Source organism: Paenibacillus sp. Y951, from assembly GCF_056786395.1.
The window spans coordinates 14,005-37,720 of sequence record NZ_JBXCIY010000021.1 but is presented as its reverse complement, the minus strand read 5'-3'; the positions used below and the strand labels follow the sequence as shown (position 1 = coordinate 37,720).

Below are 23,716 nucleotides of genomic sequence, written 5' to 3'. Positions count from 1 at the left end.
ATTAGTCCTCCAGTTCAAATCGGTAGTCTTCAACAACAGTGTTAGCTAATAGCTTTTCACACATAACTTTAAGGCGAGCTTCAGCCTCTGCACGATCAGTAGTATCAAGATTAACTTCCAAATACTTTCCAATACGCACTTTCCCAACTTCATTGAATCCCATTGAGTGAAGTGCGCCTTGCACAGCAGTCCCTTGTGGATCTAGTACATTCTCTTTAATCGTTACGTAAACAGTTGCCTTCATAATATCCTCCTAGGGACTTTGAGTTTACTACTCGCGGGGCTGCATATAAGCAATAAGTATGTGCGGCAGTATAGTCCATATTGTTTATATTTAGATTAATTTAGCTTAATTGCTGATCCGTAATAGAAGTATAAATATTACGATAACGCGCCGCAGTCTCTTCAACAACATGATCTGGGAGGGGCGCTGGTTTACTATCTCGATCCCAGTCAGAGCTTAATAGATAAGCACGAACGGGCTCTTTGTCCATACTCTCAATTTCAATATCATAAGCGAATTTATCTTGTGCCCAGAAACGAGCAGAGTCTGGCGTGAAGATTTCATCAATTAAAATAATCTCGCCATCGATAATGCCAAATTCGAATTTACAATCTACAAGGATGATCCCCTTATCCAAGCAATACGCTTGGGCGAAGTTATAGAGTGTAATACTATGCTCGCGCAATGCCTCAGCAAGTTCCTTACCAATACGCTTACTCATCTCAGCAAATGAAATATCTTCATCATGACCGATATCATTTTTCGCTGAAGGTGTGAAGATCGGCTCAGCAAGCTTCTCATTTTTACGTAAGCCACCTGGTAACGATTCTCCGTTAATACCACCTGATTCCTGGTATTGTCTCCAGCCGCCGCCCGTAATATAGCCGCGAACGATACATTCCATATCGATACGTTCAGCTTTACGAGACACCATAATACGATTTTTCAGCAATTCAGGATCAGTAACAATGTCGCCTAGCTTATATACATCCGTATGAACAACATGATTAGCAATGACATTTTCAGTTATTGCAAACCAATAGGCAGAAAGTGAGTTCAACACATTCCCTTTGTCAGGAACCGCAGGATCAAGCACATAGTCAAATGCAGAGATACGGTCTGTAACAACAATCAAGAAATGCTCGCCTAGATCATACAATTCGCGAACCTTCCCTTTATAAATAAGAGGTGCACGAACATAGTCAACCGCTGAAGAAATAGCTTGCACTTGCTTAGTCATTAACATAGATCCCTCCTAGAAGTAATCATTTATAACTGAGACTTTCTATAGAAGTAGTCCGAACAAATTGAACCACCATATCGGAGATATGAGTTCAATTTGTTCGACCCACAATAATGCCATCAAAATCATTCTCAAACCAGAAATACTTGCAACTCTTTACTTCCGCGCTGTTCACGCGTCAGCACCGAGAAGATGGAGCGCTACTTGAGAAAGGCGGAAGCGCAAGTGTACATGATTACGTACACGCGAACCGTACTTTCCAAGTTCGCTTCATATTCGATGTCGATTATGCTACGTCAGCATCCTCATCGTGATCACGTGTGAACTAAGCCTAAGCGGGTGAAGATGGTGTCCACGTGCTTCAGATGCCACTGCGGATTAAACGCATCATCCAACTCTTCTGGAGATAATACAGCTGTAATCTCAGCTGTTTCTTCTATAATAGTACGGAATTGTACTTTTGTTTCCCAGGCCTGCATCGCACGAGGTTGAACGGTATCGTAAGCAGCCTCACGACTGAAACCTTTGTCGATCAACTTCGTTAATACACGACCAGAGAATGGAACACCATACGTTGCGCTCATATTACGTTTCATGTTTTCAGGGAACACCGTCAGGTTTTTAATTATGTTTCCTAGTCGATTAAGCATATAATTCAACAACATCGTTGCATCTGGAAGAATGATACGCTCTGCTGATGAATGAGAAATATCCCTTTCATGCCATAGCGTTACGTTTTCGTATGCAGTAAGCATATGTCCACGAATGACACGAGATAGACCAGAGATGTTTTCACAACCAATTGGGTTACGTTTGTGAGGCATTGCAGAAGATCCTTTTTGACCTTTTGCGAAAGCTTCCTCAACTTCACGGATCTCACTCTTTTGCAGCGCACGAATTTCCGTTGCGAATTTATCAAGAGAAGTTGCAATTAACGCTAATGTTGCCATATATTCAGCATGACGATCACGCTGCAGCGTTTGTGTAGAAATAGGAGCTGGCTTAGTACCTAGCTTCTTACAAACAAATTCTTCAACGAATGGATCGATGTTAGCATACGTTCCAACCGCACCAGAAATTTTACCGTATTGAACGTTATCAGCCGCATGCTCGAAGCGCTCAAGATTACGTTTCATTTCCTCATACCATAGCGCAAGCTTCAAGCCGAATGTTGTAGGCTCAGCGTGCACACCATGCGTACGTCCCATCATTGGTGTATCTTTATATTGAATCGCCTTTTCACGAACAATCGCAATAAAGTTTTCGATATCTTGTCTCAGTATGGCATTTGCTTGAAGTAGCAAGTAGCCTGTAGCAGTGTCAACAACGTCTGTTGAAGTTAGACCGTAGTGCACCCATTTGCGTTCTGGACCAACCGTCTCAGATACGGCACGCGTGAAAGCAATAACATCGTGACGAGTTTCTTGCTCGATCTCATAAATGCGCTCTACATCAAAAGTAGCTTTAGCACGAAGTGCCTCAACATCTTCAGCTGGGATAACGCCTAGCTCTACCCATGCTTCACAAGCACAAAGTTCTACTTCTAACCAAGCTTGGAATTTATTTTGTTCTGTCCAAATCGCTCTCATCTCTGGTCTGCTATAACGCTCCAACATTCTAGTAACACCCTTCCAGTATCTAAGTTAATTATTCCAACTTGCCCATTCTTCTGTCCAAATGCCAGTAGCTTCAATCCACTGCATTGCATCATCAACGCTACGAGCTAATACGTTCACATGACCCATTTTACGGTTATGGACAGCATCAGCTTTCCCATACAAATGAAGCTTTGTTGTTACAGCCAATTGATCGGCAAGCTCATCATGTGCTGCAAATCTCTCAAGCAATGATGCAACATGCTGACCTAGTACATTGACCATCACAACTGGAGTTGTTAGGCTCGTATCTCCTAGCGGTAAGTTACATACAGAGCGAATATGCTGCTCAAATTGTGATGTGCGACATGCTTCCATTGTATAATGACCGCTATTATGTGGACGAGGTGCAAGCTCATTAACGAAAAGCTCACCTTGCTCGGTTACAAACATTTCTACTGCAATTAGTCCTACCGCATCAAGTCCTTGCGCAATTTGCATAGCAAGTTGCTCAGCTTGTTGTTGTAATGCTGGTTCGATGCGTGCCGGAACGATAGACAGATGAAGAATATTACTAATATGAATGTTTTCAGATGCAGGGAAAACTTTCACTTCACCTTGCGGACTGCGTGCTGCAATAACTGATATTTCTTTTTGGAATTTGATGAATTTCTCCAATACTAGTTCAGTTTTCGCCTTTGCTAATGTCTCATATGCTTCAGCAATCTCTTGCTCGCTTCGAATTACCCATTGACCTTTGCCATCGTAACCACCTGTAGCTGTCTTCAAGACACAAGGTACGCCGAACTCGGCAACAGCAGCTTCCAAATCAGCTTGTGATGTAATTTCACGATAAGGAGCAACCTGTACACCAGCAGCCTCGATCGCACGCTTCTCACGCAAACGATGCTGAGTCGTATACAGCAAGTGGCTTCCTTGCGGGACATAAGCTTCTTCCATTAACATAGCCGCTACACCAGCATCTACATTTTCAAATTCATACGTAATGACATCCGCACGCTTCGCAAGCTCACGAGCAGCATTGGCATCGTCGTATTTCGCAACAATTTGCTCACTCACTTGCCCCATTGGTCCACCAACTGTTGGATCAAGCGTTACAAAGCGATATCCGAGCTCACTACCAGCGTTCGCAATCATACGTCCCAGTTGACCGCCACCAAGCACTCCAATTGTAGAGCCAGGTAGAATAGTCTTAATAGTTACGTCCACTTGACGCTCACTCATATCTCTTCACTACTTTCTAACACTTCTTGCTTCACGCGTTCTCTACGAGCTGCGACGCGCACTTGTAATTCGCTATCTGACGTTGCTAGCATCTGTGCTGCTAGTAGGCCTGCATTCGTTGCTCCTGCATTACCAATCGCTACCGTTGCCACAGGAATACCACCTGGCATTTGTACGATCGAAAGCAAGGAATCTAGTCCACTCAAATTCGAGGATTTCACTGGAACACCAATAACGGGCAATATCGTTTTTGCTGCAACCATACCAGGTAAATGTGCAGCACCACCTGCACCGGCAATAATGACCTTAATTCCTCGTTGCTGAGCAGTTTCTGCATATTCAAACATTAGATCAGGAGTACGATGCGCAGAAACCACTTTTTTCTCATAGGGAATTTCAAGCTCTTCCAGAATATCACAAGCTAGCTTCATTGTTGCCCAATCTGACTTGCTTCCCATGATTACGCCAACCTTTGCAGACATTACGAATGACCTACTTTCTATATATAAAGTTAATGATCTTTACTTCAATCTAATGATAATCTCTACATGAATTTAATGACAATTTATACATACAATTAAAACAAAAAACACAAAAAGTCCACTAGCAAACTATTTCAGAATTGCTACTGGACTTCGATGAAACATAACTATATTAGCGACATAATAATTAATAAGCTAATACGTATGTTTCCGCTTATGAATTGATCGAAGTTAAAAGCAAACTCCATTGACGTATAAAAAGTTACACTAGTCACCATTAGAAATATTAACATATCCAATTTTCGCTAGGTAAGTGCTATTTACCGTTTCATTCAATCGCTTCAATAAGTTCGTAGTCCAGAAAGTATTGGTTCCGGGTAGAAACGTTTGAGCCATTCCCTCAAACATATACGAGTTATATACATAATTTCTCAATCATAATATTAGTTATTCAACAAGCTATCTTATTAACCTAATTTACTTTACAAACTGTACGTTTAGCTCACCTTCGTGATGTCAAAACATTCGACTTTCGCACTTGCACTTATAGTTTATCTAACTCTATGTATACTGTCAACAAAATACGAACATTAATCATCAATCAATTATTATAGTTCGCTTTTCTAACACAAATTGAAATGTTAACAGCTAAATATTGACGTTTTTCACGTAAGTTCACTGATATCTAACATGAAATGTAATCTCCGAAACGAATAAACCTACATAAACTACAATTATTTCTATTTCTTATAATATAGGCAATTTCAGATGAATATATATGAGTATATTAAGCTGCGAGAACTAATCAGGGATCAGAGATCGCTCCGAGAACTAATTGCTGTTCCGATCGGGATCGCTCCGAAAACTAATTGCTGTTCCGATCGCCGTTGTCCTCGGATTTATTGTATTAGGAATAGTGGTATAAATCCGAGGACAAAAACGAACGCTATCGCTTCTCCACTAGCAATTAGTTCTCTTCGCTAGAACAGAGGAGAACGATTAGTTCGCTTCGCTAAGGCATAGGTCTAGGGATGAAAAACAAGGTTACTTTTTTGTGACCAATTAGGTTTCAAGTTAAGAGGGACATAATTGCTCGATAGTCGCATCCGTAGCGTCAATTTTGGTGTTACAGCGCCACTATTGCTCGAATGTAGTGTCTGTAGGGTCATTTTTAGCGTTACAGCTCCACAATTGCTCGAATGTAGCGTCCGTAGGGTCATTTTTAGCGTTACAGCTCCACTATTACTCGAATGGCGCGTCCGTAAGGTCATTTTTAGCGTTACAGCTCCACTATTGCTCGAATGTAGCGTCCGTAGGGTCATTTTTAGCGTTACAGCTCCACTATTGCTCGAATGGCGCGTCCGTAAGGTCATTTTTAGCGTTACAGCTCCACTATTGCTCGAATGTAGCGTCCGTAGGGTCATTTTTAGCGTTACAGCTCCACTATTGCTCGAATGGCGCGTCCGTAAGGTCATTTTTAGCGTTACAGCTCCACTATTGCTCGAATGTAGCGTCCGTAGGGTCATTTTTGCTTTATTAAGTTGGTGAATAAACTAAGTAGTAACAGTAGCACCACTTGCGAGCGATTATCGTATGAAAAATGATCATATTTCAATCGTATGTTCATTTAATTCCTATCAAAAACTTTGGGAGGTAAAGCATGCAAATACATACCGTTTCGCGGAATGATTCATTGTGGAATTTGGCACGAACCTATGGCGTACCGCTTGAGCATCTTGTTGAAGTGAATAATATACAACCAAGTGATGCCCTTGTCGTTGGTCAAGCATTAATTATCCCTACTCCATCTAGTAGTAAAACTCATAAAGTTGCACGCGGAGAATCATTATGGGCTATTGCTCGCCAATATGGATTAAGTCTACAAGAAATTGCGGACGCTAATAATATCAGTAATCCCGCTCTTATAAAGCCAGGGCAGATTATTAAAATCCCTACTCCGCAATTAACAACGATAGAAGTGAACGGTTATATTGAACGTTACGATGAGAACGCACAAAAAGAAGTAACAGATCATGCCAATGAGCTAACCTATCTCACCATATTCAGCTACCATATTCAAGAAGATGGTACACTGCTACCGCTTAACGATGAAGCACTGCGCGAAGTTGCCATTGCTAATGGCGTTACACCTATGATGGCTATTTCAAATATTTCAGATCAAGGCTTTAGTGGCGAACTTATTTCCCATGTGCTCAATACACAACAATCCTACACTCATCTTATTACGACTGTTTCTAATACAATGACGGATCGTGGCTTCAAAGCGCTAAATATTGATTTTGAATATATTCCAACTGCAGATCGTGAACTATATAATCAATTTCTGCGAGACATCACAAAGCATTTACATCAATTTAACTATTTGGTATCATCAGCAGTTGCTCCCAAAATCAGTGCTGATCAGGTAGGAGTATTGTATGAAGCCCATGATTATAAAGTTCATGGCGAAGTGCTTGATTTTGTTATTATTATGACCTATGAATGGGGTTGGACGGGAGGACCTCCGCGAGCAGTCGCTCCACTCAACGAAGTGTCGAAAGTTATTAATTACGCGTTAACCGAAATTCCAGCTAACAAAATTATGCTTGGCATTCCGCTGTATGGATACGAGTGGACATTGCCTTACGAAGAAGGCGTCTCGCGTGCTCGAGCATTAAGTACAGAAGCTGCAACTACACTTGCACGCGAGAAAAAAGCAGCCATCGAGTATGATGTCACTGCCCAATCTCCTCATTTCTCCTTTTATGATGAAAATGCTAAGCAACACATTGTCTGGTTTGAGGATGCTCGCAGTCTTCAAGCCAAATTCAATCTCGTGAAACAACACGGTCTTAGAGGTGTTAGTTATTGGAAACTGGGAATTACTGCGGATACAAATTGGTATCTACTAAGTGAGAATTTCAATGTCGCTAAGCTTGAACTTTAGATTTTGCACTAAATTTTTCAATAGATTTTTCACTTCGGTTCGCTATTCTCCATATAAAAAGGCTGTTCATGAACAACGTCACTTACAGACGTCGACCACGAACAGCCTTATTTCTAATTAATAATGTAAGTGCAAGTTCAAAACATTCGCTTGTCTCTACGTTAGCACTTTCTTCGTTATCAATTTTGAACTTCTTCTAGCCTAGCCACTGTGTAACTTCTGCAGCAGATCGGCGAGTAGCAACCGGCGGAACCATATCTGCATAGCCAATATAGATAAATCCAACAATAGATTCGTCTTCGCGCAGATCGAATTGTTTGTGCATAGCCTCATGATACATCGGTGCCCCAGAACGCCAAATCGCACCTAAGCCATAGGCATGTGCAGCAAGTAATAAATTTTGCACTGCTGCTTGTGCTGCTGCTAACTCTTCCTCGATTACTGCTCGCGGATCATCTGAAGGAGAACAGATTGCCGCAATAACAACCGGCGAACGGAAAGCCTTCTTAGCTTCTTTAGCTCTTTTCTCTTCATCGGTTTCACCTGTTACTGCAGTAAATACTTCTGCATAGCCTTGGCCAAGCTTTGCTCGACCTTCATCAGTCATAACGACGAATCTCCATGGCTGCGTATTATGATGACTTGGCGCCCATGTTGCAGCCTCAATCAATTTTTCAATAATAGCTTTTGGAACGCTATCCTGCTTCACTCTACCAATCGTTCTACGACTCTGAATCGCTTCGATAATTTGCTCACAATGTTCAACTGATCCATTTATATTCGATTCTGTCATATCATTATCTCCCATTCTGGAATATGTCATTTACCGAAATATACTTTACTGAAATAAACTCAAGTAATGACCGAATCCACTTTCCGCTAATTGATCCTTAGGAATAAACCGAAGTGATGCCGAATTGATACAATAGCGCATTCCAGTAGGGTCAGGTCCATCCTCAAATACATGACCTAAGTGAGAATCGCCTTCCTTCGAACGAACCTCCGTCCGAATCATTCCATGCGTTACGTCAACCTCTTCTAGTACATTCTGATTTTCAAGTGGTTTTGTAAAGCTAGGCCAGCCACAATGCGCGTCGAATTTGTCTTTAGAGCTAAATAAAGCCTCCCCAGAAACAATATCAACATAGACGCCTTCTCCTTGATGATCCCAGAACTCATTACGGAACGGAGCTTCAGTCGCATTGTTTTGCGTTACTTCATACTGAATTGGCGTAAGACGTGCTCTTAGTTCACTTTCATTCTTTTTAATAGACCAGTGATGTTTAATAAAACTCTCTCTGCCTGATCCTTTAGCATACATTTTGTAGCGGAACGGATTTTTCTTGTAATAATCCTGATGATGCTCTTCGGCTAAGTAGAAATCTTGTGCCGCAACAATCTCTGTCACAATCGGTTTTGTGAAGCGACCGCTAGCTGCCAGCTCCGCTTTCGAAGCCTCCGCTAGTTCTTGTTGCTCGTCAGAATGATAGAAAATAAATGTACGATATGAATGTCCCTTATCGTTAAACTGCCCTTCAATATCTGTTGGATCAATTTGTTGCCAGTACAACTCTAACAATTTCTCATAGCTAAGTAATGTTGGATCGTATTCTATTTGAACTGCTTCAATGTGACCCGTTGTATCTGAGCATACTTCTTCATACGTTGGATTTTCCGTATGACCACCTGTATAACCTGATGTTACTTTGATTACACCAGGAATTTGATCGAACGGTGTAACCATGCACCAGAAACAGCCTCCTGCAAATGTAGCTAATTGATTCATTTATTTAACCTCCATTATATGCCTCTTACTATTTTCATTATACACCACCATCAACCAATTCAAAATGTTACAATATATAATGTTGCAACAATTACTCATGTTGTTAACGTCTAATTATTGAGGTGAAAGTGATATGACACAATTACAAGCAGAAGAAGTATCAGCAGTACGTCGTAAAGAAAGCAGCAAAAAAAGAAGATCTCGGTTCGCATTTATTAACTTTCTCATGTTATGGCTACTATTAATTGTTGGTGGCTTTTACGCCACTCATTCCTATATGGAGCATTTCAAAAAAGGAGTCACCCAACAAATCGAGGAACAAACATCAGCACAAATTAAAACACTGCAAACGAGCTATGATGAGCAAATTGCACAACTCGAAACGAGCTATATTGCCCAACTATCAGATCTTCAGATTAAAATCGAACAACTTAATGAGCTATTAACCTTTACAAAAGACAATGCGGATTCAAGTACAGATAACAGTAATATGCTTTATACCCAGCTCAATGCGATGAAAACTCAACTTAATGAACTTAAAAAGAGCTTGGAGTTACTGAAATAATGAATGCCGTAAAATGGATGAATCGCACTTTTGTATTTGTAACCGCACCAGTCATAGGTTTGTTTGTATGGATGATTGCCACTTCGTTTCAATTCGATTTACAGGATGATCTTAATCCGAAACATACAATAACCGAATCTTCTCAACAACGTGAAGAACTCTCTGTTAAAGCTAATGAGCAGTTATCTGCAAATGTTGATCTTGCGAATGAAACGATGCAATATATCGACGATTACTACGAGCTTTATGAGAAAATGAATAATGAAATAGCTGCCGTCGCGAAATTAATCGCTACAAGCAAACAAATACCATTATCAATTTATGATAAAAAAATAACAACTCGTCTCGGCAAGCCTTCTGCTACTATCGATTCGAAGAAATTACGTGCTCAACTCTTCTATATTAATCATGATAATTTCCAATCTTATGTTGTTAAGATAAAGCTGAAAAGCAAGGAATCGATGAAGATGGTAATGGGTGGGGACAAGCTAGGCGAAACAATGACAACTCTTACCGCAGCAAAAACTTACAGCGCGGCAGTGGCCATTAATGCAGGCGGCTTTGCTGATGCTAGAGGCAATCGTTATCCACTTGGAACAACGGTTATGGACGGAGAATATATTCAAGGATTTCAACCGAGTCGATCTGATCTATTTTTCGTTGGTATGAATACCAACAATAAGCTAATCGGGGGCAAATTTAGTAAAAAAGCTCAATTAGACAAATTAAAGCCTAAATTTGGGGCAACCTTTGTACCTGTCTTATTGAAAAATGGAGCTTCACAAACGATTCCAGATAAATGGAAAACGAATCCTGCACGGGCACCGCGGACGATTATTGCAAACTATAAAGATGATCAACTATTATTGATGGTGACCGATGGCTACAACACAAATGGTAGTAAAGGCGCAACACTTTCTGAACTGCAAACGATCCTTAAAGGATATGGAGCCGTTGATGCCTATAATTTAGACGGTGGCGGTTCTTCTTCACTCGTCTTTAATGGAAACATCATCAATAAGCCTTCAGATGGCTCATTAAGACGACTACCAACCCATTTCTTATTTTTCAAATGATGAAGCTTGCTATTCAATTACTGCTTGCTCTTTAATTGAATAGCAATTTTCAATCGCTTAATATCTTGCTCCGATTCAACAAGCAGTTGTTCTGCTTCCTCAATCGTTATTGCTGTAAAGGTAATCGCACTACCTGGCTTCAACTGACCAAATATCGGAATATCAACTGCCGCTACAACCGCAATACGCGGATATCCACCTGTCGTTTGGCGATCTGAAAGTAATACAATCGGTTGCCCATTAGCCGGTAATTGTACTGTTCCATGAACGACACCTTCTGTAATTAACTCTTGCTTACTGATCATTGCTAACGATGGGCCTTGCAATCGATATCCCATTCTATCTGATTGAGCGTCAATGAACCATTTGGACTGGGTAAATTTCTGTTTGTTAGCTTCATCTAATAGCTCATATTCAGGACCCGCGATAAATCGAATCGTTACACTATCCTCATGTGCCATACCAAAATGCTGGGCGTTAAATGCTCTTGTATCACCGTCCTGTAGCTTCTGCCACAATCCCATTGAACAGCTTTGGTTGCGCATTTCAGACACTTCAATCATATCTCCATTGCGTAAAGCTCTACCTTCATATCCACCGATAGTAGCACGCATATTCGTACTATAACTTCCAAGTACAGCTGGTATAGCTATCCCGCCTGCAATAGCGATGTATACTCTACAGCCATTTTTATAATGAGTAAAATTAATTACAGCATCTTTGGATGCAATGAAAGGTTGCCACATCGGTATCGATTGCCCATTCATTGTCGCTGACATATCTCCACCACATATTGAGATAAGATGATCAGCAGTCATCTTTAATGAAGCACCTGTCAATGTAAGCTCTAGAACGGCATTCTTCTCGTCATTGCCAACTAAAATATTGGCTACCCTTGCCGCACCTTCATCCATCGCCCCATTAATATTGAGCCCAAACTTTTGATAACCGTATCTACCCAAATCTTGAATCGTAGTAAGTATCCCCGCTCTAATGACTTCAATCCCCACGAAAGACATCTCCTTTCTTATATTATAATGAAGGTTCAAAATGTGGGATTTCAGAACCGAGAAGATGAAATGCTACTTGAGAAAGGCGGAAGCGCAAATGTACGTGTTTGGTACATGCGAACCGTACTTTCCAAGTTCGTTTCATATTCGATGCCGACTATGCTACAGCGCGTAACATCGTTATCAAAGTCCACTGTTTGAACTTCCACTCATGTCCATTGTGATGTACTGATGTCTTCGAACTGCTCCACCGTTATCGGAATAAATTTAATCCAATCACCAGCCTGTACTAATGTGGGCATTTCATCTAGCGGATTGAACATTCTTAATGGCGTGCGACCTATAATACGCCACCCACCAGGTGTAGCAAGTGGATAAATACCTGTCTGCTCTCCAGCAATCCCGATACTTCCTGCTACAATATGAGTTCTTGGAATTGCTTTACGAGGTGTAGCAATACGTTTGTCCATTCCACCTAGATAGGGGAATCCTGGTACGAAACCTAGCATATGTACAAGATATGATTTCTCACAATGTATGTGCACTACAGCGTCGGTAGTCAGCTCATTATATCTGGCCACTTCAGCTAGATCAGGACCATAGAAACCACCATAGCAAACAGGGATTTCAATAACGCGATGCTCCGCATGAGTAGCTTCAACAACTTTCTGCTCATATTGTTCGATTCGTTGTTGTAATTGCATTTGTAGCATCTGAGAGGCAGATTGCTTGAGCAAGCTAGCTGCTTTCATTAGCAAAGGATTATAATGAACTGTAATCGAACAGTAAGCAGGTACGTATTCAATAACACCATGCATTGGTTCAAGCTCCAAAACTTGCAATAAACTCATTACCTTATGATGCGTTTGTTCATTAATTTCATGCCCAAGTCGAATAATGACAGCCTTCTCACCTAACGGCAATAATGAATATTCCATACATAAGCCCCTTTCATCCTAACGATGTTTTAGAAATTGTTGGCGCAACATCGTTATCGAAGTCCGCTGTTTAATCTAACCTATTACAATGAAACAATACCCAGTAACGTGTACGGTACGAGTACACAAGCGGTCAATGACCGAAGCTTCAAATAAAGGTTCAAAAAGCGGGCTTTCAGAATCGAGAAGATGGAGTGCTACTTGAGAAAGGCGGAAGCGCAAGTGTACGTAGTTGGTACATGTGGACCTACAATGTTTCTGCAAGAAACATACATCGGAAGCTTATGCTATACTTTCCAAGTTCACTTCATATTCGATGCCGACTATGTTACGTTAGCATCACTTCGTTATCACAGTCGGACGTTTTGAGCTTCCTCTTCCAATAAAGGCTCTAAACGTTCGGCTGTCAGAACCGAGAAGATGAGACGCTACTTGAGAAAGGCGGAAGCGCAAATGTACGTAATTGGTACATGCGAACCGTACTTTCCAAGTTCGTTTCATATTCGATGTCGAATATGCTACGTTAGCATCACTTCGTTATCACAGTCGGACGTTTAGAGCTTCCTCTAAACAGGATGGATGACTTCAATGCCTGCTTCTGACAATGCCTGCGACAACTGAATCACATGCTCTAAAGCATCGGGTGAATCCCCATGTACACAGATTGTATCTGCACGCATATTCATTTCTTCACCTGTTCTACTATCAACCTTATGCTCTCGCACCATACGAATGACACGCTCTGTTGAGTATTTGGATTGAACAATTAGCGCTTGTTCATGCGATCTTGGCGTCAACGAACCGTCTTTCTCATAATTACGATCAGCAAATACTTCATGCAACGTACGAAGGCCAGCTCTTGCACCTGCTTTAACTAGTTTGCTGTTGGATTGACCAACCAAATATACATCATCGCCTATACGATATACTGCCTCGGCAATAGCTTCCGCGATATCCGTACTTCGATTCGCCATTTGATATAATGCCCCATGAGGCTTCACATGAGTAATCGATGTTCCTTCGGCCTTAGCAAATGCCTGCAAAGCCCCGATCTGATACAGTACTAATCCATATATTTCTTCTGCACTAATATCCATTACACGTCTTCCGAACCCTGCCATATCTGGTAACCCTGGATGAGCCCCGATAGCCACACCATATTGAAGCGCTAGCTTTACCGTCTTGCGCATTGTCATTGGATCTCCAGCATGATAGCCACATGCAATATTTGTTGACGTAATATACTTCATTAATTCTTCATCTTGTCCTAAATTATATATACCAAAGTTTTCACCCATATCACAATTTAAATCTACCTTGTACATTATTTCACCTAACCTTACTATAGTAATTTTCCACGTCGTATGTTTTTACATCTCAATAAACTTATTTGTCATAGCTATGTAGATTGTACCTTTTCAACTAATTCTAGCAGATTTCCACCCATTAGTTCACTATAATGTTACCAACTGCGCAAGTAATGCTTTAATTAATGAAATTTCACGAAAAATAATGGATCAACCTCATAATAAGTGCTTGACTGTTAAATTTTGTATGCTTAAGCGTACATCAGGTACGTTATAGGCATAATTGATCATTTTTCAGTAAGCTTTTGGCCCCTTGGCACTCGTTCATATAACAAAGCCAAAAGTAGCCTTAATGTGCGTCAGATGGAGCAACTGCGGCATTCGTTGCTGAGCTCAGCAATTTGCGCTAAACTCCATTCAGCACATTGCCGAGCTCAGCACAACCCAAACCCATTGGCAATACTAGCGGACTCACAGGATCTTATTTCTGCGTTTTCCGCTCATTTCGAGTTTTCGCGGACTCACAGGATCTTATTCACTCGTTTGCTAGTGAATATTCAGTGAAATACTATCAATAGGGTCCTGTGAGTCCTCTTACATCCTATAGTGGTGGTTTTTAGCTAATTAGCGTCCTGTGTGCCCGCTCGTTTGTTCTTCAATCCTACTTGATCACCATTAGCACGCTATGAAGATCCTTCTTGCACTTCATTCCGCTCTTGCGGCGTAACAAAGCCAAATGTAGCGTTAATATGACTTTTGGCGATATTCCAGAAGCTCCAGGAGAAGCACAGCGCGAGGATACAAAAAATCTAATTATGCACGCCAGATTGCAAATTAGCGGAAGTAATGTGATGTTCTCCGATGTCTTCCCAAGTATGCCCTTTACCGCTGGAAACAATGTTACGCTTGCCCTTGTAAGCACGGATCGCAACGAATTAGAATCCGCTTACGAACAATTAAAAGTAGGTGGTACTATTGCGATGGAGCTACAAGAAACGTTTTGGAGTAAATGCTATGGTATGATTACTGATCAATTCGGCATTCATTGGCAATTCAGTCAGATCGAAGAATCCAATTAACTATATACATTTAAAACAAAAAGAAGCAGCGCCGGCCAAGCACTGCTTCTTTTTGTTATTTTCTAATTTATTAGCTACCCCATAAACACATAACGATAGATAATTAATACCGCTAGTACCCACATTAGCCAATGAACTTTATACTGACCTTTTTTCGCTAGGTTAGCAACAGTAGCTAGTACAACATAGAACACGATACCGAAAGAGATACCGTTAGCGATGCTGTAAGAGAAAGGCATGAATGCGATAATGAAGAATGCAGGAATTGCATACACCATATCAGAGAAGTCAATTTCTTTCACCGATTGCATCATAAGTACACCAACAATAATTAGTGCTGCAGAAGTTGCAGAGCCTGGCACTAACATAACTAGCGGTGCGATAAAGATTGAAAGCAAGAAACAAATACCTGTCGTAACGGCTGTTAGACCAGTACGGCCACCTTGTGCAATACCAGATGAGCTCTCAACAAAAGCTGTTACTGTACTTGTACCAAGCACAGCACCACCACTTACGCCAATTGCGTCAACAAACATTGCTTTACCTACTATTTTTTTACCTTTTACTTTATCTTTCATAAAACCAGCACGAGTAGCTGTACCAACTAATGTGCCGAATGTATCGAACATTTCTACGAATGTGAAAGTAAGAATTACTGTAACTAGACCAACCTCGATGACACCAGCGAAGTTAAAGTCTGCAAAGTGCATTGTGCTGAAGTCTGGCATCCATTGAGCACCTGATAATGAAGCACCAGCATCAACATTCCCCGTTACAATAGCAAGAAGTGTTGTTGCTAACATCCCCCACAGAATCGCACCTGGAACTTTAAGTACCATCATAATTCCTGTAAGTAGTAATGCAATGATCGTAAAGACCATTGTTTCATTGGAGAAGCTACCTAGACCGATAACTGTCTCATTACTCGTAACTGGTGTAAATACACCTTTTGTAATATTTTCAAAGCTTTCCACATTGATGGTCATCAAGCCGCTACCCTTCATACCGATAACCGTAATGAATAGACCAATACCAACTGTAATCGCATGCTTCAGGCTATCCGGTACTGCATCAATTAACATTTGACGAATTTGCGTAATTGTTAAGATGATGAAGATAATCCCTGAGATAAATACTGCCGTTAAGCCCATTGCTGGAGTAATCGGCGTATCTGTGGCCGCTGAAGCAAGAATTACTGATGCGAAATAAGCGTTCAATCCCATACCTGGAGCAAGTGCTACTGGGAAGTTAACGAAGATCCCCATTGCAATTGTAAAAATACCTGCTGACAAAGCAGTAGCTAGAAATACTCCGTTCATGTCCATACCAGCGCTACCAAGAATCATTGGGTTAACCGCTAGAATGTATGCCATTGTCATGAATGTTGTTAGACCTGCCATAATTTCAGTTCTTACATTTGTTCCTAGTTCCTTTAATCGAAAGAAACGCTCCATTTTGAATATAACCTCCCAAAATTGTGATGGAACAAGCAAAAAAGCCCAAAGAAAATGCGTAACTCGCATCTCTCTAGGCTCTGCAAAAAGGAAAGAAATATACCACTGGCCTAGTGGCTTTCTTTCACCCCTCGTAGCCTGATCATTTACGGTGATCTAGTAGAGACTCTCAAGCCAATTCTTGAGATTATACGAAAGTATATGCTTTTGTTGTATTCCGTCTTTAATTTTATCGAGGTAGATACATTGTTGTCAATCATTTTACGAATGTTTTCCGATAAAAAGTTACAAACATTCGTTTTTCTCTACAATTAAGAGCTGTTGTTCGTGTTTTCCGCATTATTGCTTAATCCATTTCGCCATGTCAGCAATTAATTTCCCACTAACATTGGAAGGCAGATAATACTCTGAACCAATCGATAGTTCTTCATATTCAGTTAGAACATGATTAATATTCGGATAGGAAATATATGATATATTGGTTCGACTTTCCAATTCTTTCTTCCAACCATTGAATTGATTCATACTTACTTGCCAATCATTCTCTCCTTGGATGATAAGCATTCGTTCATTTTGTAGTTTTGCCATCTGAGCTGGTAAGTAATCTCTTTGCTCATACCACCAATAAGCAGGAGGGATTGGGAATGACTCCGGTAATTTTTCTGTCGAATACGTCGGATCTTTGATTAAATCTACTGTCTGACTAATAAATGCAGCTGTCTGTTCTTGGCTAGCAATAATTTCAGAAGAGTATCCTAATTTTTTCAACCGATCTAGAGCATCCACCTGCTGTTCTTTCAGTACATCTGCCAAATTACCACTTGGCGCTGAAAGCAATATAGCCCCTGCGATATCGTTATCCTTATCATTCTCGAAAATCTTTGGAACGACGTAACCACCTTGACTATGACCAACAATATAAATATGAGTAGGATCAATCTCACTTCTGCCCTTTAACAATTTGACTGCCAAAATAGAATCATCGACAGATTCATTGTTCAAAGTAAATTTTGGTAAAGAAGCTACTTTTACATTATGCTCCTTCGTTACTTTTTCATAGCGCAATGTAGCTATATTTTGAGCAGCTAGGCCGACTGAAATATCTTTAAATATTTTAACTGCGCCAATCGTAGAATCGCGATCATGTGGACCAGAACCATGAACAAGAACAACGGCAGAAAATGGTCCTTCTCCTTCAGGAATAGTTAATGTTCCCGGTACTGCAAACATACCTTCCCCGATTACTACATCTATTTCTGAATAATTTCCAATATCATAAGCTGGTTTCTGATAAGTATCAGCAATAGCCACTTGTTCCATGTACAGATCATCAATTAATCGATTAGCATCAAATCTTAATGTAATCTTCAAAGGCAATACATTGGTTTCATAAACCATAATTACATTTGTATGTACGCCGTTGTTCTCTATCGTTAGAGACTGCTGCATCAGCGGCTTACCATAAACAGCAGAATACTGTTGTCCAATGATTGCAAGAGCTTGTTCAGGAAGATTCGGTCTTAATGCTTCATTCATCATGGCAGGCATACTCGCTACATTTCCAGAAAATAGTTTGTTTACAAACAAGCTTGAATGTCCTTCTAAATCTGTTGCAGCAAAGCTGACTGTTTGTTGTACTTTATCCCAGTTCGCATCGATGCCAAATATAGCATTGAAATCGTTTAAGGAAATATAAGTGCTATGATCTTTCATCATAGCTGAAAATTCCATGTTCAGTTCTTTATCGTTGATCAACGCTTGTTCTTTCCCGACCGGAATAATTGCCGTGAGATTACCTCGTTTGATCGTAACCAATTGTTCAGCTTGATTCCAATCCACTCTAGCTCCAATCGACTCAGCTGCTACTCGTACAGGTACCCAATCTGGATTCGCTGCTGACACGCTCAGTTGACTGATAGGCGATAAGAAAACAAAGAAAATAAGGGCAAGGAAAAAGACAGATTTCATTAAATAATTAAATGGTTTCATTCGTATATCCTCCTAAAAATTTTTTTGTTGCTTCCTCGATTTCACTTCTCTTTAACAAAATAAGTTCACCTCGAAAGCATACGCTTGATATTAAATAGTTGTTACTACTTAGATTCCAATATAAGTGAAACCTAGTAGCCCAAATGGATCGGCTGTAGTGACACTTTTTCTTTATTAAGTTGGTGAATGACCTTAGTAGTAATAAATAGTTAAGCTTCGCACTACCGCTTATAATAAAAGTAATTCCACATTTTCCATCATATTCCTTTATCTGTTCATTGAATACTACGATAGAAAAATTGAAGGTATTACTACAATAGCTATAATACCGATAATTAGCAGCCAGCTTAGCGGCCTAGCAAAATTCATTGTCCAGCCAACACCAAATCGTTTTTCCACAAAGATCGCAGGATCATTACGATTCCAATAGAACACTCCTGCTTTCCAGAATTGATCTTGATCCGCAACCGCTACCTTACTTTGAGCATTCGAGCCATTAAGCTTAATGCGCGAGCCACCTTGACCTGTTTTTATACTTAATACAATTGATCCAACAATAATTACTCCAATTACCGGAAATACGACTAGCATGTACATGTCGTTCGAAATTTCGAGTAAGGATGATAGTTGACCTAAGCACATAATGAATACGATTAGAAATCCAGTTATCGCCATAAAGATCGACCAAGAATAGCGGAAGATACGATTCCGCTCAACCGATCCTTCTGGATCTTTACTTTCTACAATTTGCTTTGCTTTGGAAATTGAAATATGAGAGAAAATAAATACAACAATCATCGTTAGAGCGACCCCAGATAGTCCAAGTACCGATGATAAACTCTTCTCGACACTTCTAGTCACTTCCCCAGCTAAATTATATTGCATAGGAATGATTGCGGGAAACTTTTCATAATTGAGCAAACTGTAAATTACAGTACCTACCACAAGTAGTAAATGCGGTATATACCAAGCTAACGAAATCGTCATACTCTTATTATAAAAACCTGTTTGCACGACAATCCTTTGTGAAGTAAGTTGTTCATCGTACCAGCTTTGCGTTTGCTTCCACTTTTTGATTTGCAAATGGCTAACATAATAGATAATAAAGCTGCCTATGATATAAGCAAATATTAAGCAAGAATAAACTATAGCGTAAAAAGATTCTTCTTGATTACTTTGTAATAGCATTAATAATATGACCATTAGAACTAAGCCAAGAGCTGTACATAATATAATGTATCTTTTGATTTGCTTTTTGACGAATGGCTCCTGCTTGACGCCTTCTGGTACAGTTACACCAAATGCCTCAACCTTCCTTGTAATTAGCGGGGTAATTGCCATGATTGCAATGATCGGTATGAATAACGCGATTAATATCCAAAATTCCATTCCATTCATCTCCTTCAACTTTTCGTAAGAAAAGTACATCGGAAGCATCTACTTCAACTTTTCGTATGAAAAGTACAGCGAAAGCATCTACTTCAACTTTTCAATAGTTAGCTACGATTAGGCAGTAACTCATTGAATGATGTACCTATAAGCTCTTCAAACTGATTCATTTCCATTCCTCTAGCTATTGCCTCCGCAATAAGAGGTCGCAATCGCTCTAGCAAATTTTTCTTGAACTGTTCATCAGCGATTGGCATAGCGTCAGGCTCAATGATGACACCTTGCTTGCGATTAATTTGTACATAACCATCTTGTTTCAATAGATGATAAGCTTTGTTAACGGTATGCAAATTCACACCCAAATCTACAGCTAAAGCGCGTACCGACGGTAAGCCTTCCCCTGGAATAAGTTCACCTTTCGCTATCCCTTCAATAATTTGCTGTGCAATCTGCGTGTAGATAGGTGTATCAGATTGCAAATCAATGGCTAACAGCAAGTTCATCACCTCCTAAAACTTTTTGTTGCTCCCTGATTGACTTCTAAGTCAACAAAAAGTCACTTCGGAAGCATATACCAAAACTTTTTGTTGCTCCCTGATTGACTTCTAAGTCAACAAAAAGTCACTTCGGAAGCATATACCAAAACTTTTTGTTGCTCCCTGATTGACTTCTAAGTTAACAAAAAGTCACTTCGGAAGCATATACCAAAACTTTTTGTTGCTCCCTGATTGACTTCTAAGTCAACAAAAAGTCACTTCGGAAGCATATACCGAACTTTTTGCTGCCCCCATAGACATTTTCCAACCATAGAACAGCTGCCTCGAAAGCAACGTATGCTTAACTTCAATACGTGAATTAATGGATCTATACAATATAAATGACTAAGCAAGAACTGTTCTATCTGTTATACTTAATATATAACAGATAGAACATCTAGTCAACACTCTTTAATCATCTATACGATTGGCACCCTATCGCTCTCTTCTCACACAAGCGCACAAAAAAAACCATCCAATGATCGATCTCATTGAATGGCTAATCAACAGCACATAATAATACGTCAGCTACTAGCCAACGCTCCTTTGCTTAACGTTTTTTATATTCAGCTTCCTTCTTTTACTTTTCCATCGTTTAACCCAAACCTGATTTTCTTCATCCTTAAAAAAATTAATTCCAATCAGTTTAAGTGGTGTCCATATTTCTTTGAAATAATAGTAAGGCATTTGATCACTTCACCTCTTTTATGAGACTTTAGTTTCACGTTAAACATTATCATAGGTATATAATACTACTCATTCTCATAAAGTACTAGTTAATAATGATAATTCACATAAAAATAACTTATATTGGTAATTTCACAATGAATATATATCTGCTAATATTGTCTTCGTCGTACTTAGTTCTAGCCTCGCTTCTGTAAAATCCTCTTCCTCGATTGCAACAATAATTCGTTGGATGCTTTCGTGAAGTCTTTCATACTCCCCTTCATCACCTAGCAATTGTAATTTCCATTCATTATGTTTATACACCTTTAACAAGGCTTCTACTTGTAGCTTTACAGATTCAGTCTCGTTATCGCTAATTGATTGTTCAAGTCGACTAATATTCTCTTTGAATTCATTTTTACCGTTTTGAGCAGAACATCCTGAAATTACGAGCAGAAGCATCATACAGAGCAAAGCTCTTTGAACCATCTCAGCTTATCCCCCTTTTTCGTTGCATATTATTATTTAGATTACCCAATAATAAGGAATACTTATTCAGACTTTTATATTGGGGGAATATCTGTGCCAGAGTATGTATTAATATTAATTCGTTCTATTGCTGCTTTTCTCGTCTTACTCTTTTTGGCACGTATTATGGGAAAGAAGCAGCTTTCTCAGCTTACTTTCTTCGATTATGTTGTAGGGATAACGATTGGTTCAATCGCCTCAACAATGTCTGTCGATCAAAATATTAAAATCTCGAACGGTCTTGTTTCACTCGCGATATGGGGATTATTCCCGATAATTTTAAGTCTTATCGGACTAAAATCAAGAGGTTTTCTACAGTTAACCGATGGTAAACCCTCGATCATTATTAAAGATGGGGAAGTATTAGAAGATACGATGAAGAAAAATCAAATGGCGATTGATGAGTTAATGATGCTATTACGAGAGAAGGATGTTTTCAAGCTAGATGATGTTCAAATGGCTGTATTTGAAGCAAATGGCGAGCTAAGTGTGATGAAAAAAGCAGATATGGAGCCAATTACTCCTAATTTTCTCGGAATAAAGCTAAAACATGAAAATGCTCCGACTTTATTAATTATGGACGGTCATATATTACATGAAAATTTGGCAAGACTAGGATATTCCAAAAAATGGCTAATACATGAAGTTACGCAAAAAGGTGCTTCTACCGAAAAGGATGTATTCATCGCTCAAGTAGATGGCAATAAAAAGGTGTATGTGGATTTGTATGAGGATAAGAGTGAATAGCAAACTAATGATCAAGTCTTTGTTTCGCGGTTTCATGCTTGCCTTGAATAGGAATAAGTTGTCCGGCTTTGCCTAATCCATAAGCCGGCATGTTGTTGTAGACACATTCGTATTTATGATTATCTATAATGTAAGTTTCATGATAAATACCTACTACACCACTTGTTACAATATGCTTTTTGTATTTTGACCAAATATCTAAATGACTTTGGGATGTTCTCGAAAACTTTTCTAATTGCTCAAATGATCTCCAATATTGAATTAAAGTTATACCACGCCATGAAAAATGATAACTAGCATCTAAGAAACCAAGTTCTTTATTACGATATACTTCTTGTAGCATCGAACTCATCGATTTAATGACTGGAAGCCACTTGTGTATAGAAAGTAATTTATTAATTCGCATTCCGATAACGAATACAACGAACGGGCCGTCCATTTCAGCAGTATATCTTCCTGGTATAAATTGAGCCATAGTTACATTTCTCCTTTAATGTTTCTCAAGTAATATAAGATTCGTCTCATAAAAATCCAATACATTTGAAGATCCATACAACTGTGAAGTTAAATATGCACCATAAAAAATTGTAAATAATACTTTTACTGCAGAGTCCACAGATATATCTTCCTTTAACTTTCCTTCTTCACTCGCTTCGGTCATCGATTTATGAAACAAATCATACATACTGGGCTCCAGCCTGCCTATTTCAATATGATCTGGAAAAAGTAGCTTAATCTCAGCATCACTTAATTCAAGCAACGTTGGGTGCATTTTCATTTCAGCTAAAAATGATATTAGACTCGCCATTATTCCTGCTCTTTCATTGTATTGGTCAACAACAGTAGTTAGTATGTGACGAATAGAAGAAAACCCTCGCTTATGATTTGTCTCGATCTCGATAATTCGTTCCGTTAACCATATTCGCATAAAATAAATTAGAATGTCATCTTTTCTACTAAAATATTTAAAAAATGTAACCCTAGATACTTCAGCTTTAAGACATATATCATCCAACATCACTTCACTAAGCATTCTGTCGCCTATAAGTGACATCGTTGCATGATATAAAGCGATTTTATTGCGTGCTTTTTTGATCTCTCTTAGTGAAATATCCATATGTAAAATG

The 23,716-nt window shown here is 39.6% G+C and carries 24 protein-coding genes and 2 riboswitches; of the genes, 7 read left to right on the top strand and 17 right to left on the bottom strand.

Going from position 1 to position 23,716, the window contains the following annotated elements; translation table 11 throughout:
• Position 1: 1 nt before the first annotated feature.
• The 5 genes from purS to purE all read right to left on the bottom strand — a co-directional run bounded on the left by purS (position 2) and on the right by purE (position 4,569).
• Positions 2-247: a phosphoribosylformylglycinamidine synthase subunit PurS gene (purS, locus tag AC1TPB_RS21325; protein ID WP_482062487.1), complete on the bottom strand. Its 246-nt coding sequence runs from the start codon at positions 245-247 to the stop codon at positions 2-4.
• A 97-nt stretch (positions 248-344) separates the two neighbouring features.
• Entirely contained in the window at positions 345-1,244 is a 900-nt protein-coding gene (locus AC1TPB_RS21320) for a phosphoribosylaminoimidazolesuccinocarboxamide synthase (RefSeq protein WP_482078355.1), read from the bottom strand.
• 317 nt (positions 1,245-1,561) lie between these two features.
• Positions 1,562-2,863, bottom strand: a complete 1,302-nt coding sequence (purB, locus tag AC1TPB_RS21315; RefSeq protein WP_482078354.1) for an adenylosuccinate lyase — start codon at positions 2,861-2,863, stop codon at positions 1,562-1,564.
• A 27-nt stretch (positions 2,864-2,890) separates the two neighbouring features.
• Positions 2,891-4,087: a 5-(carboxyamino)imidazole ribonucleotide synthase gene (gene purK, locus AC1TPB_RS21310; protein ID WP_482078353.1), complete on the bottom strand. Its 1,197-nt coding sequence runs from the start codon at positions 4,085-4,087 to the stop codon at positions 2,891-2,893.
• Positions 4,084-4,569 carry a 5-(carboxyamino)imidazole ribonucleotide mutase gene (purE, locus tag AC1TPB_RS21305; RefSeq protein WP_482062150.1) on the bottom strand — a complete coding sequence of 162 codons (486 nt, stop codon included), beginning with the start codon at positions 4,567-4,569 and terminating at the stop codon, positions 4,084-4,086. Before purE ends, purK begins: the two co-directional genes overlap by 4 nt.
• Positions 4,570-4,902: 333 nt before the next feature.
• Positions 4,903-5,003, bottom strand: a riboswitch (purine riboswitch).
• A gap of 1,226 nt (positions 5,004-6,229) precedes the next feature.
• Here purE and AC1TPB_RS21300 point away from each other — a divergent pair.
• Positions 6,230-7,516, top strand: a complete 1,287-nt coding sequence (locus AC1TPB_RS21300; protein ID WP_482078352.1) for a glycoside hydrolase family 18 protein — start codon at positions 6,230-6,232, stop codon at positions 7,514-7,516.
• 196 nt (positions 7,517-7,712) lie between these two features.
• Here the strand turns inward: AC1TPB_RS21300 and AC1TPB_RS21295 are convergent, their stop codons facing one another.
• Together AC1TPB_RS21295 and msrA are read right to left on the bottom strand one after the other, a co-directional pair.
• A complete protein-coding gene (locus tag AC1TPB_RS21295) occupies positions 7,713-8,309 on the bottom strand; it encodes a nitroreductase family protein (protein ID WP_482078351.1) in 597 nt (198 codons plus the stop codon).
• A 45-nt stretch (positions 8,310-8,354) separates the two neighbouring features.
• Positions 8,355-9,302 (bottom strand): peptide-methionine (S)-S-oxide reductase MsrA, encoded by a 948-nt coding sequence (gene msrA / locus AC1TPB_RS21290; RefSeq protein ID WP_482078350.1) that lies wholly within the window; start codon positions 9,300-9,302, stop codon positions 8,355-8,357.
• 133 nt (positions 9,303-9,435) lie between these two features.
• On the opposite strand from msrA, the gene AC1TPB_RS21285 reads away from it, so the two are divergent.
• A complete protein-coding gene (locus tag AC1TPB_RS21285; protein WP_482062146.1) occupies positions 9,436-9,867 on the top strand; it encodes a hypothetical protein in 432 nt (143 codons plus the stop codon).
• Positions 9,867-10,943, top strand: a complete 1,077-nt coding sequence (locus AC1TPB_RS21280; protein ID WP_482078349.1) for a phosphodiester glycosidase family protein — start codon at positions 9,867-9,869, stop codon at positions 10,941-10,943. The genes AC1TPB_RS21285 and AC1TPB_RS21280 overlap by 1 nt, the downstream gene beginning before the upstream one ends.
• Before the next feature lie 17 nt (positions 10,944-10,960).
• On the opposite strand, the gene AC1TPB_RS21275 is transcribed toward AC1TPB_RS21280, so the two are convergent.
• Positions 10,961-11,953 (bottom strand): 5-oxoprolinase subunit C family protein, encoded by a 993-nt coding sequence (locus tag AC1TPB_RS21275; RefSeq protein WP_482078348.1) that lies wholly within the window; start codon positions 11,951-11,953, stop codon positions 10,961-10,963.
• A gap of 27 nt (positions 11,954-11,980) precedes the next feature.
• Here AC1TPB_RS21275 and AC1TPB_RS21270 point away from each other — a divergent pair, with 27 nt between their 5' ends.
• A complete protein-coding gene (locus AC1TPB_RS21270) occupies positions 11,981-12,154 on the top strand; it encodes a hypothetical protein (RefSeq protein ID WP_482078347.1) in 174 nt (57 codons plus the stop codon).
• An 8-nt stretch (positions 12,155-12,162) separates the two neighbouring features.
• Here AC1TPB_RS21270 and pxpB read toward each other — a convergent pair whose 3' ends face one another.
• Positions 12,163-12,891 (bottom strand): 5-oxoprolinase subunit PxpB, encoded by a 729-nt coding sequence (gene pxpB, locus AC1TPB_RS21265; protein ID WP_482078346.1) that lies wholly within the window; start codon positions 12,889-12,891, stop codon positions 12,163-12,165.
• Positions 12,892-13,092: 201 nt separating this feature from the next.
• Here pxpB and AC1TPB_RS21260 point away from each other — a divergent pair, with 201 nt between their 5' ends.
• Complete coding sequence (locus AC1TPB_RS21260; RefSeq protein WP_482078345.1) at positions 13,093-13,260, top strand: hypothetical protein; 168 nt, start codon at positions 13,093-13,095, stop codon at positions 13,258-13,260.
• 197 nt (positions 13,261-13,457) lie between these two features.
• Here AC1TPB_RS21260 and AC1TPB_RS21255 read toward each other — a convergent pair whose 3' ends face one another.
• A complete protein-coding gene (locus AC1TPB_RS21255) occupies positions 13,458-14,216 on the bottom strand; it encodes a LamB/YcsF family protein (protein ID WP_482078344.1) in 759 nt (252 codons plus the stop codon).
• A 731-nt stretch (positions 14,217-14,947) separates the two neighbouring features.
• Between AC1TPB_RS21255 and AC1TPB_RS21250 the strand changes: the two genes are divergently transcribed.
• Positions 14,948-15,277 (top strand): VOC family protein, encoded by a 330-nt coding sequence (locus AC1TPB_RS21250; RefSeq protein WP_482078380.1) that lies wholly within the window; start codon positions 14,948-14,950, stop codon positions 15,275-15,277.
• A gap of 74 nt (positions 15,278-15,351) precedes the next feature.
• Here AC1TPB_RS21250 and AC1TPB_RS21245 read toward each other — a convergent pair whose 3' ends face one another.
• The 5 genes from AC1TPB_RS21245 to AC1TPB_RS21225 form a co-directional block, all read right to left on the bottom strand.
• Positions 15,352-16,731 carry an NCS2 family permease gene (locus tag AC1TPB_RS21245; RefSeq protein ID WP_482078343.1) on the bottom strand — a complete coding sequence of 460 codons (1,380 nt, stop codon included), beginning with the start codon at positions 16,729-16,731 and terminating at the stop codon, positions 15,352-15,354.
• A gap of 114 nt (positions 16,732-16,845) precedes the next feature.
• Positions 16,846-16,946, bottom strand: a riboswitch (purine riboswitch).
• A 124-nt stretch (positions 16,947-17,070) separates the two neighbouring features.
• Positions 17,071-18,720, bottom strand: coding sequence for an alpha/beta hydrolase family protein (locus tag AC1TPB_RS21240; RefSeq protein WP_482078342.1), 1,650 nt, complete (start codon positions 18,718-18,720; stop codon positions 17,071-17,073).
• A gap of 285 nt (positions 18,721-19,005) precedes the next feature.
• The gene (locus AC1TPB_RS21235) at positions 19,006-20,109 is read right to left on the bottom strand and encodes a DUF1648 domain-containing protein (protein WP_482078341.1); all 1,104 of its coding nucleotides are present in this window, start codon (positions 20,107-20,109) and stop codon (positions 19,006-19,008) included.
• Positions 20,110-20,216: 107 nt separating this feature from the next.
• Positions 20,217-20,606, bottom strand: coding sequence for a GntR family transcriptional regulator (locus AC1TPB_RS21230; RefSeq protein ID WP_482078340.1), 390 nt, complete (start codon positions 20,604-20,606; stop codon positions 20,217-20,219).
• 858 nt (positions 20,607-21,464) lie between these two features.
• The gene (locus tag AC1TPB_RS21225; protein WP_482078339.1) at positions 21,465-21,803 is read right to left on the bottom strand and encodes a DUF4363 family protein; all 339 of its coding nucleotides are present in this window, start codon (positions 21,801-21,803) and stop codon (positions 21,465-21,467) included.
• A gap of 93 nt (positions 21,804-21,896) precedes the next feature.
• Here AC1TPB_RS21225 and AC1TPB_RS21220 point away from each other — a divergent pair, with 93 nt between their 5' ends.
• A complete protein-coding gene (locus AC1TPB_RS21220) occupies positions 21,897-22,589 on the top strand; it encodes a DUF421 domain-containing protein (RefSeq protein ID WP_482078338.1) in 693 nt (230 codons plus the stop codon).
• 4 nt (positions 22,590-22,593) lie between these two features.
• Here AC1TPB_RS21220 and AC1TPB_RS21215 read toward each other — a convergent pair whose 3' ends face one another.
• On the bottom strand, positions 22,594-23,064 hold the full coding sequence (locus AC1TPB_RS21215) for a DUF4188 domain-containing protein (protein ID WP_482078337.1): 471 nt from the start codon (positions 23,062-23,064) through the stop codon (positions 22,594-22,596).
• A gap of 15 nt (positions 23,065-23,079) precedes the next feature.
• Positions 23,080-23,706 (bottom strand): TetR/AcrR family transcriptional regulator, encoded by a 627-nt coding sequence (locus tag AC1TPB_RS21210; RefSeq protein WP_482078336.1) that lies wholly within the window; start codon positions 23,704-23,706, stop codon positions 23,080-23,082.
• Positions 23,707-23,716: the final 10 nt, after the last annotated feature.

Excerpts from the sequence above, each read along its gene's own strand:
- AC1TPB_RS21320 (WP_482078355.1), bottom strand. The coding sequence starts at position 1,244 with ATGACTAAGCAAGTGCAAGCTATTTCTTCAGCGGTTGACTATGTTCGT.
- AC1TPB_RS21300 (WP_482078352.1), top strand. The coding sequence starts at position 6,230 with ATGCAAATACATACCGTTTCGCGGAATGATTCATTGTGGAATTTGGCA.
- AC1TPB_RS21250 (WP_482078380.1), top strand. The coding sequence starts at position 14,948 with ATGACTTTTGGCGATATTCCAGAAGCTCCAGGAGAAGCACAGCGCGAG.
- AC1TPB_RS21255 (WP_482078344.1), bottom strand. The coding sequence starts at position 14,216 with ATGTACAAGGTAGATTTAAATTGTGATATGGGTGAAAACTTTGGTATA.
- AC1TPB_RS21245 (WP_482078343.1), bottom strand. The coding sequence starts at position 16,731 with ATGGAGCGTTTCTTTCGATTAAAGGAACTAGGAACAAATGTAAGAACT.
- purE (WP_482062150.1), bottom strand. The coding sequence starts at position 4,569 with ATGTCTGCAAAGGTTGGCGTAATCATGGGAAGCAAGTCAGATTGGGCA.
- AC1TPB_RS21215 (WP_482078337.1), bottom strand. The coding sequence starts at position 23,064 with ATGGCTCAATTTATACCAGGAAGATATACTGCTGAAATGGACGGCCCG.
- AC1TPB_RS21280 (WP_482078349.1), top strand. The coding sequence starts at position 9,867 with ATGAATGCCGTAAAATGGATGAATCGCACTTTTGTATTTGTAACCGCA.
- pxpB (WP_482078346.1), bottom strand. The coding sequence starts at position 12,891 with ATGGAATATTCATTATTGCCGTTAGGTGAGAAGGCTGTCATTATTCGA.
- AC1TPB_RS21285 (WP_482062146.1), top strand. The coding sequence starts at position 9,436 with ATGACACAATTACAAGCAGAAGAAGTATCAGCAGTACGTCGTAAAGAA.
- purB (WP_482078354.1), bottom strand. The coding sequence starts at position 2,863 with ATGTTGGAGCGTTATAGCAGACCAGAGATGAGAGCGATTTGGACAGAA.
- AC1TPB_RS21225 (WP_482078339.1), bottom strand. The coding sequence starts at position 21,803 with ATGGTTCAAAGAGCTTTGCTCTGTATGATGCTTCTGCTCGTAATTTCA.
- purK (WP_482078353.1), bottom strand. The coding sequence starts at position 4,087 with ATGAGTGAGCGTCAAGTGGACGTAACTATTAAGACTATTCTACCTGGC.
- AC1TPB_RS21270 (WP_482078347.1), top strand. The coding sequence starts at position 11,981 with ATGAAGGTTCAAAATGTGGGATTTCAGAACCGAGAAGATGAAATGCTA.
- AC1TPB_RS21235 (WP_482078341.1), bottom strand. The coding sequence starts at position 20,109 with ATGGAATTTTGGATATTAATCGCGTTATTCATACCGATCATTGCAATC.
- AC1TPB_RS21295 (WP_482078351.1), bottom strand. The coding sequence starts at position 8,309 with ATGACAGAATCGAATATAAATGGATCAGTTGAACATTGTGAGCAAATT.
- AC1TPB_RS21240 (WP_482078342.1), bottom strand. The coding sequence starts at position 18,720 with ATGAAACCATTTAATTATTTAATGAAATCTGTCTTTTTCCTTGCCCTT.
- AC1TPB_RS21210 (WP_482078336.1), bottom strand. The coding sequence starts at position 23,706 with ATGGATATTTCACTAAGAGAGATCAAAAAAGCACGCAATAAAATCGCT.
- msrA (WP_482078350.1), bottom strand. The coding sequence starts at position 9,302 with ATGAATCAATTAGCTACATTTGCAGGAGGCTGTTTCTGGTGCATGGTT.